Source organism: Microbispora triticiradicis (genome assembly GCF_005864065.1).
Lineage (GTDB): Bacteria > Actinomycetota > Actinomycetes > Streptosporangiales > Streptosporangiaceae > Microbispora > Microbispora triticiradicis.
This window is the reverse complement of the sequence record NZ_VANP01000016.1, coordinates 153,319-167,868: the sequence shown is the minus strand read 5'-3', so window position 1 is coordinate 167,868 and position 14,550 is coordinate 153,319. Positions and strand designations below refer to the sequence as shown.

Below are 14,550 nucleotides of genomic sequence, written 5' to 3'. Positions count from 1 at the left end.
GCGGGCTGCGGCTCGGGTTCGGGCTGCGGGGCCGGCTCGGGCGCGGCCGGCGCCGGCTCGGCGGCGGCCGGAGCGGCGCCCGCCTCGGAGTCGATCAGCGCGAGCTCGGCGCCGACCTCGACCGTCTCGTCCTCAGCCACAATGATCTTGGTCAGGTAGCCGGCGGACGGCGAAGGGATCTCGGTGTCGACCTTGTCCGTCGACACCTCGAGCAGCGGCTCGTCGGCCTCGACGCGCTCGCCTTCCTTCTTCAGCCAGCGGGTGACGGTGCCCTCGGTAACGCTCTCGCCGAGCTGGGGCATGGTTACGGAGACCGGCATGGTTTCTTCTCTCGCGTTCGCTAGGAGGGCTTCAGTTGTGGACGTGCAGCGGCTTGCCGGCCAGGGCCAGCATCGCCTCGCCGAGGGCCTCGGACTGGGTCGGGTGCGGGTGGATCAGCTGGGCGACGTCGGTGGCCGTGGCCTCCCAGTTGAAGATCAGCTGGGCTTCCGCGATCAGCTCGCCCACCCGGCTGCCGACCATGTGGACGCCGAGCACCCGGCCGTCGCGCTCGGCGACGACCTTGACCTCGCCCTGAGTCTGCAGGATCTTGCTCCGGCCGTTCCCCGCGAGGTTGTAGTTCAGCTCGACGACGTCGTGGCCGCGCTCGCGGGCGACCGACGTGGCGACGCCGACCGACGCGACCTCGGGCTCGGAGTAGGTGATGCGCGGGACGCCGTCGTAGTCGATCGGGACCGGGTTGAGCCCGGCGATGTGCTCGGCCACCAGGATGCCCTCGGCGAAGCCGACGTGGGCGAGCTGCAGCGTGGGGATCAGGTCGCCCACGGCGTACACGCCCGGCACGCTGGTCTGGCAGAACTCGTCGACGAGCACGTAGCCGCGCTCCGTCGAGACGCCGTTCTCCTCGTAGCCGAGACCGGCCGAGACCGGGCCGCGGCCGACCGCGACGAGCATGATCTCGGCGTCGAGGGTCTTGCCGTTCTCCAGCGAGACGACGACCCCCGTGCCGGTGGTCTTGACGCTCTCGAACCGGGCGCCCAGCTCGTACTTGATGCCCCGGCGGCGGAAGGCGCGCTCCAGCAGCTTGGAGCTCGACTCGTCCTCCAGCGGCAGCAGGTGCGGCAGCGCCTCGACGATCGTGACCTCGGCCCCGAACGAGCGCCACACGCTGGCGAACTCGACGCCGATGACGCCGCCGCCCAGGATGACCACCGAGGACGGCACCCGGTCCAGGACCAGCGCGTGGTCGCTGCTGATCACCTTCTCGCCGTCGATGTCGAGGCCGGGCAGCGACTTCGGCACCGAGCCGGTCGCCAGCACGACGTTGCGGCCCTCGAAGACCTGGTCGCCGACCGCCACGCGGTTGGGGCCGGCCAGGCGGCCCTCGCCCTCGACCACGGTGATCTTCTTGCTCTTGATGAGCCCGGCGAGGCCCTTGTAGAGGCCCCCGATCACCTTGTCCTTGTACGCGTGGACGCCGGGGACGTCGATGCCCTCCAGCCGGGTGCGCACACCGAACGACTCGCCCTCACGGGCCTGGTCGGCCAGCTCGGCCGCGTGCAGCAGCGCCTTCGTGGGAATGCAGCCGCGGTGCAGGCAGGTGCCCCCGACCTTGTCCTTCTCGATGAGGACGACGTTCATGCCGAGCTCGGCCGCCCGCAGGGCACAGGCGTAACCACCGCTACCGCCACCTAGGACGACGATGTCGTAGGGGCCGCTGCCATCAGCCACTGGAATGCTCCTTGGTCGTATTCACTCCGCCGGATGAGTCCGGCGGCATCTTCTCACTAGTCCCAGGCGATCATGGCCCCGGCCCGCGGGCACGCCGCCACACGCCGTCTTCTGTCGGTCCGGCCTGGTGTCAGGCCGTCTTCCTGTTAAACAGCCCGCTCGGACGTGCCGTTCCCGGCGTACCGCTCCGCGATCGCGACGAGCGTGCGGGTCAGCGCGCCGGTGCCGCCCTTGGGGGTGTAGCCGTGCGGCTCGCCCTTGTTGAACGCGGGCCCGGCCATGTCCACGTGCGCCCACGGGACGCTCTGCGGCACGAACTCCCGCAGGAAGATGCCCGCGGCGAGCATGCTGCCCCAGCGCTCGGGCTGGAGGTTGGCGATGTCGGCGACCGCGGAGTCGAGCCCCTTGCGCAGCTCGGCGGGCAACGGCATGCCCCAGGCGCCCTCGCCCTGCTCGCCGGCGATGCGGACGACCTCCTCGCGCAGCGCGTCGTCGTTGGCCATCACCCCGGACGTACGCCAGCCCAGCGCGACGATCTGGGCGCCGGTGAGGGTGGCGACGTCGATGATCACGTCGGGCGCGTCCTCGATGGCGCGGGCGATGCCGTCGATCAGCACCAGGCGGCCCTCGGCGTCGGTGTCGAGCACCTCGACGGTCTTGCCGCTGTAGGTGTGCAGGACGTCGGAGGGGCGCTGGGCGCTGCCGGAGGGCATGTTCTCGGCCAGGCAGAGGTAGCCGACCGCGTTGACGGGCAGGCCCAGCCGGGCGATCGCGAGGAGCGCGCCGAACACGGCGCCCGCGCCGCCCATGTCGGACTTCATCCAGTCCATCGCGGCGCTGGGCTTGAGGGACAGGCCGCCGGAGTCGAACGTGATGCCCTTGCCGACGAAGGCCACCTTGCGGGAGGCCTCGGGGTGGCTGTAGGCGAGACGGACCAGGCGGGGCGGGTTGACCGAGCCCTGGCCGACGCCGACGATGCCGCCGAACCCCTCCTCCTTGAGCCGGACCTCGTCCCAGACCTCGACGGAGAGGCCGGCCTCGCCGCCCTTCTCCTGCGCGATCTCGGCGAAGCGCGCGGGCCACAGGTCGGACGGCGGCGTGTTCACCAGGTCGCGGACGAGGGTGACCGACTCGGCGACCGTCGCCGAGCGCTCGGCGGCCTCCTCGGCCCCGGCCGCGCCGGACAGGACGACGATCTCGCCGACGGGCGGCTTGCGGTCGCCGCCGGTGCGGTATCGCGTGAAGTCGTAGGCGCCCAGCAGGCCGCCCAGCGCCACGGCCGCCGCCTCCGCGGCCGTGCGGGCGGGCAGGGCGAGCGCCGCGGACGGCGTGCCGGCGAGCGACCGTACGGCCGCTCCGGCCGCCCGGCGCAGGGTTTCCTGGTCGTAGTCGCCTTCGGGCGCCTCGCCGAGGCCGACGGCGACGGCGACGGGCGCGGGCAGCGCGCCGAAGGTCGGAATCTTCACGACCTCCTCGGCCTTGCCCGTGAACCCCATCGTCGTGAGGATCTCGGTCAGCCGCCCGTTCAGGGCCTGGTCGAGGCCTTCGCCGCCCGGGGCCGTGCGTGGGCCGTCGGGGGTCGTGTGGATGCCGACTATGAGGGCGCCGGTCTCGGTCGAGACCGCGTCAGACGCGTTGATACGCACTGTGGTCACGTGAGCCGATGCTAGCTGGGCTTACTCGGCTACGCATAAACGAGGGTTCATCCCATCTATGGGCGCGCTCGATGGTGCTGATGGAAACAGCACCAAACGGCAGATAATGCTAATGTGGTTAGCACCATGTTGCTCATGCTCGATCTCAACGACCCGCGTCCCCTGCACGAGCAGGTGAGCGCGGCCATCAAGCGCGCCATCACCACCGGGGACGTCGCGCCGGGCGACCGGCTGCCACCGGCCCGGGACCTGGCCGCCGCGCTGGGAGTCAACGCCAACACGGTCCTGCGGTCGCTGCGCGAACTGCGTGACGAGGGCCTGCTGGAGTTCCGCCGGGGGCGCGGCGTGTCCGTGCTCCGGCGGCCCGACGGGCGTGCGGCGCTCCGCGAACGCGTGCGTGACCTGCTCGACGAGGCCGCCCAATACGGGGTCGGTCCCGAGGACGTCCTCGGCATCGTCAAGGAACTCATGAAGGAATCGCCATGACCCACCCGCACCGGACCTCCGACACGGGCGTGCGCGCCCGCTTCCTCCTGGCCACCGCGGCCTGGACCGTCCTGGTCGCCGCCGTGCTCGTGGCGGTGCCGCTGGCGTTCGCCGGCCGGCTCCCCGATCCCGTCGCGAGTCACTGGGGGCCGTCCGGACAGCCCGACCGGTCCATGCCGCCGGCCGCGCTGACGCTCTTCGCCCTGGTGTGGGCCGTCGTCGCGGGGACGAGTCTCGTCGGGCTGGCGCGGACGCGGGGGGAGATCCGCAGGGCGACGCGCGTGTGGTTCGCCGCCGGGCTGGGCTGGACCGGCGCCTTCCTGATCGGCGTCCAGGCCGTGACGGTCGCCGCCAACCTCGGCCGGGACGACTGGAGCCGGGCGGCCTCGCCGAGCTGGGAGATCGTGGTGGTCGTCGGCGTCGCGTTCGCGGTCGGGGCGCTGGGCCGGTTCGCCGGGCGGCTCGGCCCGGACGACGCGCCGCCGGAGCGGGAGCGGCCGGGTCCGCTGATCGACCTCGACACCCGGAAGCGGCCGGTATGGGTGTCCACCGCGACGGCGCCCTGGGCGGTGGGACTGGGGGTCGTGGCGTTCGCCGCGGCGCTGTCGTTCGCCGCGGCCGCCTTGTGGGGCCTCGCCCCCGCGGGCTGGTCCACCGCCCTGCCGCTCGCCCTGGCGGCCGTGATCGGGCTGGCGGTGTCGTCGGTCTCGGTACGGATCGCGCCCGAGGGGCTGACCATGGCGTTCGGCCCGCTGCGGTGGCCCTCGCGCACCGTGCGGCTGGACCGGATCGAGCGGGCCTGGGTGGAGTGGAGGTCGCCTGTGCAGGTGGGCGGATGGGGTGTCCGCGGCCTGCCCGGCCGGGCCACCGTCATGATCCGCGGAGGTGACTGCCTGGTCGTGCGCTACACCTCCGGCGGGCAACTCGCCGTCAGCGTGGACGACGCCGAGACCGGCGCCGCCCTGCTCAACGCCCTCGCCGCCCGCAGGACCGCCTGACCATCGCCGCGCCGCCCGACCGCCTCGCCGTGCCTGCCGCGCGGCGGGACCGGGGTCCGCCTACCGCCCGTCCTCGTTCGAAAGGTGATGACCGTGGTCCGCCGTAACGCCGATGTCTGCCTCTTTCTCCTCGTCGCGTTCGGGGCCTCGTGGCTGATCGCGCTGCCCGTCTGGCTGGGGGCCGTACGGCTCGCCACGCCGGCCTTCGCGCTGGTCGGAGGATTGATGATGCTGACGCCCTCCCTCGGCGTACTGGCCGTGTGCGCCCTGCGGCGGCGCGGCACGCCGCTGAAGGAGTGGGCGCGGGCGACGGGGCTCACGCTCGGACCGGACCGGGGGAGGACCGCCGCACTCCTGGCGACGGCCCTGCTCGGCGTGCCGCTTCTCGTGGCCGTCGCACTCCTGATCAGTGCTGCCGTCGGCGTGGTGAGCCTCGATTTCGCCGGGCTCAGCCTCTTCCGCGCGCAACTCGGGGCGGTCCTGGGGCAGGTTCCCATGGACCCGCGGATCCTGTATGTCGTGCAGGCCGTACAGGCCGTGCTGATCGCCCCGTTCCTGAACGCGATTCCCGCGCTCGGAGAGGAGTGGGGCTGGCGGGGCTGGCTGCTGCCGCGCCTGCTCGGCGATCCCGCCGTCACGCCCCCGGCCGCCGCCGATCACGAAAACGCTGAGGTCGCGCACGCCGGGAACGTCAACGCGGAGGTCGCGCACGCTGGGAACGCTGACGCGGAGGTCGTCGGTGCTGGGGGCGTGAACGCCGGGGGCGCGGGTACCGGGGGCGGGAACATTGGGGCTACGGGGGAGCGGCGCGGGCGCCGGGTATGGCTCGCGCTGGCGCTGTCCGGGGTGATCTGGGGCCTCTGGCACGCACCCCTGACGCTGAAGGGGTACAACTACCCGGCACTCGGCGCCTGGGCGGCGGTGCTGTTCGTCGGCTTCTGCGTCGTCTTCGGGGCGCTGCTCGGCTGGATGCGGCTGCGCTCGCGCAGCGTGTGGCCCGCGGTCATCGCACACGGCTCGCTGAACGCGGTGACGGGGCTGGCGCTGCTCCTCGGTGACGCGGACGCCCCGCCGAACCCGGCGCTCGCCGGTGTCACCGGGGTCGTCGGCTGGGCGCTGCTCGCGGTCGTCGTGTTCGTCGCCTTCCGGCTGCGTCCCGTAGTGTCCGCGCCGCGCTGACCCGCCCGGTCGCCGAGGCCGCCGGGGGTCCGGCGGCCGAGCCCGTCGCGGGCTGCCGGGCCCCCTGCCGGCGAGCCCCTGTCGAATCGGCACGTGCCGGACGATGTCAGACGAGGACGGCGGCGGCCAGCAGCGTCGCCGTCGTGGCCGTCTCCACCAGGGCGCCGAGCACGTCGCCCGTGATGCCGCCCAGTCGCCGTACGGCCCGGCGGCGCAGCAGGGCGGCGGACACCAGCCCGGCGGCCATCGCCAGGAGCAGACCGGCGGTGACGCTCAGACGCGAATCGCCCGAGAGGCGGTACAGCAGCCCGGCGGGCCGGACTCCCACGTCGGCGGCCGCCACCGCGACGCGCTCGGCAGCGATGGACGGGCCGGAGTGGTCGCTGGGAGAACCCTGCGCGAATCCGATCAGGGCCGAGACCGCGTCCAGGTGCGGCAGGCTGATCGCGACGAGAGCGAGGAGGCTCACGACGGCAGCGGTGACGACGGTCGTCGCGACGGCCGCGCCCCGCCCCACGGTGCCCGCGACCAGAGCGCCGAGGCCGCCTGGCCGGGCGGCGGGCACCCCCGGGCGGCAGGCCCAGGTGACGGCCAGCCTGCCGGTCGCGGCGGCCGTCACCAGCATGGCCCAGGCGAACGGGCCGGCCCGCTGGAGGGTCGCGACCTGGAGGAACAGGGTGATCAGGATGGTGACGACTCCGAACGGCCCGATGTCGGAGCGCTTCATCACGTCGAGCGCCCCCTGGGCCGGCTTTCCGCTGCCGAGCCCGTCGGCGAGGTCCGCGAGGCCGTCGAGATGCAGGGCCCGGGTCAGCCACGCGAGCGTCCCGACCGCGAGGACGGCGGCGATCAGCGACGAGCCGGACGCCGCCCAGGCGGCCACGAACACGGCGGAGCCCGCCACGCCGAGGGCCATCCCGACGAACGGCGCCAGGGACATGGCGCGGCCCACCACGGAGCGGTCGGCCCGTACGGGCGGCACCGGGAAGATCGTGAGGGTTCCCACGGCGAACCACCAGGCCGCACCGGGACTCACACGGGGGTCAGAGGGCACGGGGGACGATCGTAGTGGCCCCCGCTCCCCGGCCCTCCGGCTCGCGGGTCCTGGCCTTCTGCGGGTGAGGGCGGTGGCGCTGTGGCGATCAGATCGGCAGGGGGACGACCCGGCCGGCGACCACGAGGGCGACCTCCTCGGACTCCCGGGCGAGGGCCTGGTTGAGGCGGCCGAGCGCGTCGCGGAACAGCCTGCCGGCGGCGGTGGCCGGAATCACCCCCAGGCCGGTCTCGTCGCTCACCGCCACCACCCGGGCGCGGGTGCCTCGCCAGGCGTCCACCAGCGCCGCACACCGCGCTTCCACCCGGTCGAGGGCGAGGCGGCGAAGGTCTTCCGGGCGGGCGTCGTCCGGCCAGGCGCCGCACTCGTCGAACACGGCGGCGAGCCAGGTGCCGATCCCGTCGACCAGGAACGTCCCCCGGCCGCCGGACAGCACCGCCGCGAGATCGGTGGTCTCCAGGGTGCGCCAGTGTGCCGGGCGCCGGTTCCGGTGAGCCCGTACGCGGGCCAGCCAGTCCGGGTCGTCGCCCCCGGAGGGCCCGGTGGCGACATAGGTCACCTCGGGCTCGGCGGCCAGGCGGAGTTCGGCCTCCTCGGACTTGCCCGACCGGGAACCGCCGAGCAGCAGCGTGCGGCGGGGCCGCCCGCCCCGTTGTGCGGCGCGGACGCCATTCGTCATCGTGACGTCCGGGGCCGGAGATCCGGCCGCGGGGTCACCCGCGCAGTTCTGGTCGCCGGCGCCGGCGGATCCGGCCGTGGTGGGAGAAGGTCCGTCCACGGTGTGCCGGACTCCGGTGACGTGGGCAGGACCGCCGGTGATCGGTGTGCTCGCCGTGTCGACGACGGCTCCGTCGGGGACGGTCTCCGCTCCCCAGAAGCCGAGCCTGCGGGCGAGTTCGCCCTCCGAGGGGATGCGGTGGCAGAGGTGCACCGCGACGATCCGGGTGCTCGGCGTCACCCGCCCCCGCCGGCGCAGGTCGCCCAGCCGTTCCGGCCGGTCCGGCAGATCGATGAGCACCACGTCGAAGGGCGCGTCGGGAGGCGAGCCCGGCTCGCCGCGGCCGGACGGCGGGCCCACGGCGTACAGCAGCCTGCCGCCGTCGGGCGTCGTGACCTCGCAGCCGTCCGAGGTGCGGAGTTCCCGGTATCCCTCGACCCCCGCGTGCGGCCCCGCTGGAGCGTTCGGCCTGGTCGCGGCGGCCGCCTCCGGCGCCTGCCCCGGCGCGGCCGGAGCGAGCCGTACGCGGTCGTCGACCAGGACGGACGCGGGCCGCCGGTGGCCGGGATCGAGGCGTCCGCAGGACGCGCAGGCGCAGCCGGGGACAGGCCAGCCCTGGAGCCCGCCGGTGCCCTCCACCCGGACCTTCATGTCGCCCCCCTTCCGCGCTCCGCCGAGATCGGGTAGCCAGGATAGGGTCCGGCTGCACGGCCGTCGCGTCGCGGCGGCCCGGCGTGCGTCCCGGGCGCGGGGACGGCGAGGAAGCGAAGGAGCGGGTGCGGATGATTTGGCGGTGGCGTTACGAGGACGCGAACGGCGGCGAGGTCACGGACCGCCCGCTGCCCCGGGAGATCTTCTCCAGCCAGTCGGACGCGGAGTCGTGGCTGGGGGAGAGCTGGCGCGAACTCCTGGAGGCCGGCGTCGAGCAGGTGTCGCTGCTGGAGGACGAGCGGGTCGAATACTCGGGGATGTCCCTGCGCGCCGAGTGAGGCGCGCGGCGCTCGCCGCCCGGACCCCGTGAACGCGGGAGCCGGGCGGCGCGCCGACGTGATCGGGCTGAGCCTCAGGGACGGCTGGACGGGCTGACGGTCTTGGCCGGGTCACGCTCGACGACGGGCTCCAGCACGTCGTCGATCTTCTTGAGCACCTCGGCGTCGAGCTTCACACCGGTGGCCTTGACGTTGTCGCGCACCTGCTCCGGCTTGGTCGCCCCGACGATGGCCGACGACACGTTGGGGTTCTGCAGCACCCACGCCACGGCGAGCTGGGCCATCGACAGGCCGAGGTCGGCCGCGATCGGCTTGAGGTCCTGCACCCGCCGCAGCACGTCGTCACGCATCAGCCGGTTGATGAAACCCGAGCCGGTGGAGTCGGTGGCTCGCGACCCGGCCGGCGGCGGCTGGCCGGGCAGGTACTTGCCGGTCAGCACGCCCTGCGCGATGGGCGACCAGACGATCTGGCCGAGGCCCTCCTTCTCGCACAGCGGCACGACCTCGGACTCGATGACCCGCCACAGCATCGAGTACTGCGGCTGGTTCGACACCAGCCGGTCGAACCCCATCTCGTCGGCGATCTTCAGTGCCCGCGCGATCTGGTCGGCCGACCACTCGCTGACGCCGACGTAGAGGACCTTGCCCTGCCGCACGAGGTCGTCGAACGCGCGCAGGGTCTCCTCCAGCGGCGTCTCGACGTCGAAGCGGTGCGCCTGGTAGAGGTCCACGTAGTCGGTCTGCAGGCGGCGGAGCGAGCCGTTGATCGACTCCGTGATGTGCTTGCGGGACAGGCCCCGGTCGTTCTTCCCCTCACCCGTCGGCCAGTAGACCTTCGTGAAGATCTCCAGCGACTCGCGGCGCACGCCTTTCAGCGCGCGGCCGAGCACCTCCTCCGCCCGGGTCCCGGCGTAGACGTCGGCGGTGTCGAAGGTCGTGATCCCCTCGTCGAGGGCCGCGCGGACGCACTCGACGGCGGCGTCCTCCTCCACCTGGGAACCGTGGGTGATCCAGTTTCCGTAGCTGATCTCACTGACCATGAGGCCGCTGCGGCCAAGATGACGGTATTCCATGTCCTTGACATTAGGTCATGAGTCACGGCACCCCGGTGATCGGATCGCGGTAAGGTGCCCGGCGTGCGCCGGTTGATCTCTTCTCGTCCCGTACGGCTGGCACTGCTGGCCGCGCTGGTCGCGGGGGCCGCCGCCGGGCTGGTCCTGGCCGCGCGGCGACGCCGGGCCGCCACGCCTGTACGGCCGTTTCGGGCCACCACCTCGCCGTCCCAGGGGGAGAGCGGGGACGCGGAGGCCCGGCGCGGCCCGGAGCCGGTGCTGGGGTGGGCCACCGAGGAGGACCTGGAGCGGTACCGGCGGCCGGAGGGCGGCGCTCCCGTCGCCCGCCTTCTGGGGGGCCTCCCGCCGATCAAGGGGATCGTGCCGCCGCGCGGGACGAGGGCGCGCCGCTGGACGGCGGCGGCGGTCGTGTCGATCGGCCTGCTGGCCCTCGGCGCGCAGGTGCTGGAGAACGCCGTGTTCGCTCCGGACGCCTGGACGTCCTACGAACCGTGCCCGGCGGACGCCTGCGAGCCGGGGCAGGGCCCCGGCATCCTCTACTCGGTGGCCGACTGCACGGCGGACGAGTGCGGAGGCGAGGTACCCGCATACCCGGAGGACGGGGAGCCCGTGACGGCGGAGCCGGACACGTCTCCCGGCCCCCAGTGCGTGCTCCATCCGGTTTCCCGGGCGCCGGTCGTACGGCCGGTCTCCCGCCGTGTGACCGCCGGGGTCAACCGGCAGTGGCGGCGGATCGAACGCTGGCTCAGGGCGCACGCGCCGCGGACGTACGCCTCCCTGAACGGCCCGGCGGCCCCGCGACTGGTGGCCAGGGCGGAGGAACGGCTCGGGACCCGGCTGCCCGACTCCCTGCGGGCGTCGCTGCTGCGCCACGACGGTTCCCGTGGCGGCGCGAGCTTCCGGTTCCCGACGTCCGACCCGATGATGAGCACGCGGGAGATGGTCTCCGCCTGGCCGGAGGCGTGTGGGATGGGCGGCGTCCCCGTCGCCCGCGCCGTGGACCTCGGCGGCTACCTGGTGTCCGACGCCGCCACCGGCGGGGTCGGCGCGGCGTCGCCGGAGTTGCCGTACTACCAGGCCCGCTGGTCCTCCTACTACGCGCTGCTGCGGGCCACTGCCGACGCGCTCACCCGTGACGCCGCGTCCGGCGGTTTCCGGCCGGTGGTGCGTCGCGGCGTGCTGGACTGGACGTCCGCCTGATCCACCCGCGGGTGGCACCAAGCGGGCGTCGCCGTCCGGTAATCACCGTCCGGGGATCACCGTCCGGGGATCACCGTGCCGGGATCAGCGTGCGGGCGTCACTTCTTCAGCTCGACCGGGATGCCGCCGGGCAGGACGGTGGGCTTGGGGAAGCGCAGGCGCCGCATCTGCGACGACCGCATCGCCGCGTAGAAGCCGATGCCCTTGAGGCTCTCGCCCGGGAACTTCTCCGCCGCCTCCTTCTTCACGCGTCCGGCGACGTAGAACGAGCCGGCCAGCACCAGCACCATCACGACCGGCAGGGACAGCGTGTAGACCAGGAGGACCGCCGAGCGGACCTGGATCGGGAACGGCACCATCGACAGCAGCATGATGACGAAGACGACGGGCAGGAAGTACTGCCCGGGCAGGCGCCGCGAGTCGACCCAGTCACGGGCGAACTTGCGCACCGGGCCACGGTCGCGTACGGGGAGCGCCCGCTCGTCTCCGCGCAGCATGGCCTCACGCTGCCGCGCCCGCAGCGCCTTGTCGCGCTCACGGGCCAGGCGATAGGCCTCCTTGCGGTTGGAGGGCGCGGTCACCGGGGAGCGGCGGCGGCCCTGCGCCTCGCTCCGTTTGGGAGTGGGACGGCCCTTGCCCGGGGTGCCGTGGGGCTTAGGATCCTCTACAGGGACGGGGGAGTCCTCCGCAGAGGTCTGGGTGCGACGTCGGAACACGTCGCCCAGCCTACCGGGAGTGCAACTTAGTGACGCCCTCGCGCGTTATGCGTAGGGTGAACCCAGGCGGTTCCGCCGCCTGGGCAAGGGGCTTTAGACGGCTGGGGTCACCCACGCAGGACCTTGGAGAAGGGGACGGCCGACGCGCATGAGCGTGATGAAGAGACTTTCCATGATCTTCAAGTCCAAGGCCAACAAGGCCTTGGACAAGATGGAGGATCCGCGGGAGACGCTGGACTATTCCTATCAGCGGCAGCTTGAACTGCTGCAGAAGGTCCGCCGTGGCGTGGCCGACGTGGCCACCAGCCGCAAGCGGGTGGAGTTGCAGATCAACCAGCTCGAGAGCCAGACCTCGAAGCTGGAGAACCAGAGCAGGCAGGCGCTGTCGGCCGGGCGCGAGGACCTCGCTCGCGAGGCGCTGACCCGCCGCAACGGTCTGAACGCCCAGATCGCCGACCTGCGGCTCCAGTACAGCAACCTCCAGGGCGAGGAGGAGAAGCTCACTCTTGCCAGCCAGCGGCTCCAGGCCAAGGTCGACTCCTTCCGTACGAAGAAGGAGACCATCAAGGCCACCTACACGGCGGCCGAGGCCCAGACGCGGATCAACGAGGCGTTCTCCGGCATCTCGGAGGAGATGGGCGACGTCGGCCTGGCCATCCAGCGGGCCGAGGACAAGACCGCGCAGATGCAGGCCCGTGCCGGCGCGATCGACGAGCTGCTGGCCAGTGGAGCGCTGGACGACTTCACCGGGCAGCGCGACGACATCCAGGCGGAACTCGACCGCATGGGCGGCGGCCAGGACGTGGAGCTCGAACTGGCCAGGATGAAGGCCGAGCTCGGTCAGGGCCCGGCGCCGCAGAGCGCCATCGAGGCGGGGCAGCAGGGCCAGGCGGCCCCGGCCGCCCAGCAGCACACGCAGCAGCTCCGTAAGCCGGGGGAGGGGTTGTGATAGTCCGGATCATGGGCGAGGGGCAGGTGGAGATCGCCCCCGCCGACATCGACGTGCTGAACGAGCTCGACGGCGAGCTTGAGGCCGCCATCGAGACGGACGACGAGACGCAGTTCCGTGCCAAGCTGCACGCGCTGCTCGACAAGGTCCGCGACGTGGGCAGGCCGCTGGCGGACGACTCCCTGGAGCCGTCCGAGCTGATCCTGCCGCCGGCCGACGCCTCGATCGAGGAGGTGCGGGAGATGCTCGGGGACACCGGGCTCATCCCCGGCTGATGACTTCCACGCGGTTCGCCCCTGATCGCGGCCTCAGCGTGCGGATGACCGTGACGATGTTCCTGCTCGGGCTGCTCTACGTGGCGTTCATGGCCGTCCTGGTCGCGGTGGGCGTCCGGGCGGTCATGGTCCTCGTGATCGCCGCGGGCCTCCTGCTGGTGCAGTACTTCCTCTCCGACAAGATCGCGCTGTTCGCGATGAACGGACGGGAGGTCTCCCCGCAGGAGGCTCCTGAGCTGCACGGGATCGTCGACCGGCTGAGCGCGCTGGCGGGGATGCCCAAGCCGCGGGTGGCGATCGCGGACTCAGACATGCCGAACGCGTTCGCCACGGGGCGCGACCAGAAGCACGCGGTGGTCTGCGTGACCACCGGCATCCTGCGCCGGCTCGACGCGCAGGAGCTGGAAGGGGTGCTGGCGCACGAGCTGTCGCACGTCGCCCATCGGGACGTCGCGGTGATGACGATCGCCTCCTTCCTCGGGATCGTGGCCGGGCTGATGACCCGCTTCTCGCTGTACGCCGGGCTGGGCAACCGCAGGGACAACAACGGCCCGCCGATCGGGCTGATCATCTTCGCGGTCTCCGGCCTGGTCTACGCCGTCAGCTTCCTGCTGACGCGGGCGCTGTCCCGGTACCGGGAGCTGGCCGCCGACCGCGCGGGAGCGCTGCTCACGCAGCGGCCGAGCGCCCTGGCCAGCGCCCTCACCAAGATCAGTGGGGATATCGCCCGGATCCCGACCCGGGACCTGCGCGAGGCCCAGCCGTTCAACGCCTTCTACTTCGCGCCCGCCCTGTCGGGCCAGAGCGTCGCCTCGCTGCTGTCGACCCATCCGCCGCTGGAGCGCCGGCTGGAGCAGCTCGCCAAGATCTCCGCGGCCCTGGGCCGCTGATGACGGGCCGGCTGATGGTTGCGACGGCTGATGATCGGGACGGGGCTGATGGCCGGGGGCCGCTGATGGGCCGGGAGCGCTGATGGGCTGGTTCGACGCCCTGCTCGGCCGGTCCAAGGCCGCGAGACCGAACCTGGACGCGTTGTTCGCCCTGCCGTCCGCCGCCGTCACCCTGCGCGCCGCCACCGGGTTCGCCCCGGCGGGCACCGGCTCGGTCTGCTTCCGGGCGGCCGAGGGAGGCGCGTTCGCCCGGCTCCAGCAGGAGATCGAGGCCCTGATGGGCGAGACGCAGGTGTCGCAGGACTCGTACGGGTACACCTGGGTGTCCGTGCGCAACCCCGACGTGGCCGGGCTCGTGACCGACCTGCACGCCGCGAACTCGTCGCTGGAGTCAGCCGGGTTCGGGCCCTCGCTGCTGTGCACGCTGGTGACGTTCGCCGATTCCTCGCAGCGGAAGCTGGCGATCGTCTATCTCTACAAGCGCGGCACGTTCTACCCGTTCGCTCCCGCCGGGGAGCCGCGCCGCGACAACGCGCTGGAACTGCAGGTGCGGGGCGTCCTCGACCAGGAACTCAAGATCGAGCCCGATCTCGCGAGCTGGTTCCCCGTCTGGGGCGCGCCGGGCCTGTGAGTGTCG

Annotated in this window: 16 protein-coding genes; 9 read left to right on the top strand and 7 right to left on the bottom strand. The window is 72.8% G+C overall.

Annotation, left to right across the window (positions count from 1 at the left end; genetic code table 11):
- The 3 genes from FED44_RS30745 to FED44_RS30735 form a co-directional block, all read right to left on the bottom strand.
- Positions 1-320, bottom strand: a 320-nt coding sequence (locus tag FED44_RS30745; protein WP_341868639.1) for a biotin/lipoyl-containing protein, incomplete at its 3' end; no start/stop codon positions are given.
- 31 nt (positions 321-351) lie between these two features.
- Positions 352-1,731, bottom strand: coding sequence for a dihydrolipoyl dehydrogenase (gene lpdA / locus FED44_RS30740; RefSeq protein WP_138462869.1), 1,380 nt, complete (start codon positions 1,729-1,731; stop codon positions 352-354).
- Positions 1,732-1,877: 146 nt separating this feature from the next.
- A complete protein-coding gene (locus tag FED44_RS30735; protein WP_138462868.1) occupies positions 1,878-3,386 on the bottom strand; it encodes a leucyl aminopeptidase in 1,509 nt (502 codons plus the stop codon).
- Between the two features lie 135 nt (positions 3,387-3,521).
- Between FED44_RS30735 and FED44_RS30730 the strand changes: the two genes are divergently transcribed.
- The 3 genes from FED44_RS30730 to FED44_RS37810 all read left to right on the top strand — a co-directional run bounded on the left by FED44_RS30730 (position 3,522) and on the right by FED44_RS37810 (position 6,049).
- Positions 3,522-3,872, top strand: coding sequence for a GntR family transcriptional regulator (locus FED44_RS30730; RefSeq protein WP_244302415.1), 351 nt, complete (start codon positions 3,522-3,524; stop codon positions 3,870-3,872).
- Complete coding sequence (locus tag FED44_RS30725) at positions 3,869-4,870, top strand: DUF1648 domain-containing protein (protein WP_138462867.1); 1,002 nt, start codon at positions 3,869-3,871, stop codon at positions 4,868-4,870. The genes FED44_RS30730 and FED44_RS30725 overlap by 4 nt, the downstream gene beginning before the upstream one ends.
- Before the next feature lie 93 nt (positions 4,871-4,963).
- Entirely contained in the window at positions 4,964-6,049 is a 1,086-nt protein-coding gene (locus FED44_RS37810) for a CPBP family intramembrane glutamic endopeptidase (RefSeq protein ID WP_244302414.1), read from the top strand.
- A gap of 106 nt (positions 6,050-6,155) precedes the next feature.
- Here FED44_RS37810 and FED44_RS30715 read toward each other — a convergent pair whose 3' ends face one another.
- Positions 6,156-7,103: an adenosylcobinamide-GDP ribazoletransferase gene (locus FED44_RS30715; protein ID WP_244302413.1), complete on the bottom strand. Its 948-nt coding sequence runs from the start codon at positions 7,101-7,103 to the stop codon at positions 6,156-6,158.
- Between the two features lie 88 nt (positions 7,104-7,191).
- The gene (locus FED44_RS37805) at positions 7,192-8,472 is read right to left on the bottom strand and encodes a bifunctional adenosylcobinamide kinase/adenosylcobinamide-phosphate guanylyltransferase (RefSeq protein ID WP_138462865.1); all 1,281 of its coding nucleotides are present in this window, start codon (positions 8,470-8,472) and stop codon (positions 7,192-7,194) included.
- A gap of 131 nt (positions 8,473-8,603) precedes the next feature.
- Between FED44_RS37805 and FED44_RS30705 the strand changes: the two genes are divergently transcribed.
- On the top strand, positions 8,604-8,810 hold the full coding sequence (locus FED44_RS30705) for a hypothetical protein (protein ID WP_117409166.1): 207 nt from the start codon (positions 8,604-8,606) through the stop codon (positions 8,808-8,810).
- 74 nt (positions 8,811-8,884) lie between these two features.
- Here the strand turns inward: FED44_RS30705 and FED44_RS30700 are convergent, their stop codons facing one another.
- Positions 8,885-9,883, bottom strand: coding sequence for an aldo/keto reductase family protein (locus FED44_RS30700; protein ID WP_117409167.1), 999 nt, complete (start codon positions 9,881-9,883; stop codon positions 8,885-8,887).
- 63 nt (positions 9,884-9,946) lie between these two features.
- Here FED44_RS30700 and FED44_RS30695 point away from each other — a divergent pair, with 63 nt between their 5' ends.
- Positions 9,947-11,083: an SMI1/KNR4 family protein gene (locus tag FED44_RS30695; protein ID WP_138462864.1), complete on the top strand. Its 1,137-nt coding sequence runs from the start codon at positions 9,947-9,949 to the stop codon at positions 11,081-11,083.
- 98 nt (positions 11,084-11,181) lie between these two features.
- Here FED44_RS30695 and FED44_RS30690 read toward each other — a convergent pair whose 3' ends face one another.
- Positions 11,182-11,799: a DUF3043 domain-containing protein gene (locus FED44_RS30690; RefSeq protein ID WP_138462863.1), complete on the bottom strand. Its 618-nt coding sequence runs from the start codon at positions 11,797-11,799 to the stop codon at positions 11,182-11,184.
- A gap of 148 nt (positions 11,800-11,947) precedes the next feature.
- Between FED44_RS30690 and FED44_RS30685 the strand changes: the two genes are divergently transcribed.
- The 4 genes from FED44_RS30685 (at position 11,948) to pspAB (ending at position 14,544) form a co-directional block, all read left to right on the top strand.
- Positions 11,948-12,748: a PspA/IM30 family protein gene (locus FED44_RS30685; RefSeq protein WP_117409170.1), complete on the top strand. Its 801-nt coding sequence runs from the start codon at positions 11,948-11,950 to the stop codon at positions 12,746-12,748.
- Positions 12,745-13,023, top strand: a complete 279-nt coding sequence (pspAA, locus tag FED44_RS30680; protein WP_117409171.1) for a PspA-associated protein PspAA — start codon at positions 12,745-12,747, stop codon at positions 13,021-13,023. Before FED44_RS30685 ends, pspAA begins: the two co-directional genes overlap by 4 nt.
- Entirely contained in the window at positions 13,023-13,913 is an 891-nt protein-coding gene (gene htpX, locus FED44_RS30675; RefSeq protein ID WP_117409172.1) for a zinc metalloprotease HtpX, read from the top strand. Before pspAA ends, htpX begins: the two co-directional genes overlap by 1 nt.
- An 82-nt stretch (positions 13,914-13,995) precedes the next feature.
- A complete protein-coding gene (pspAB, locus tag FED44_RS30670; protein WP_117409173.1) occupies positions 13,996-14,544 on the top strand; it encodes a PspA-associated protein PspAB in 549 nt (182 codons plus the stop codon).
- The last annotated feature ends 6 nt before the right edge of the window (positions 14,545-14,550 follow it).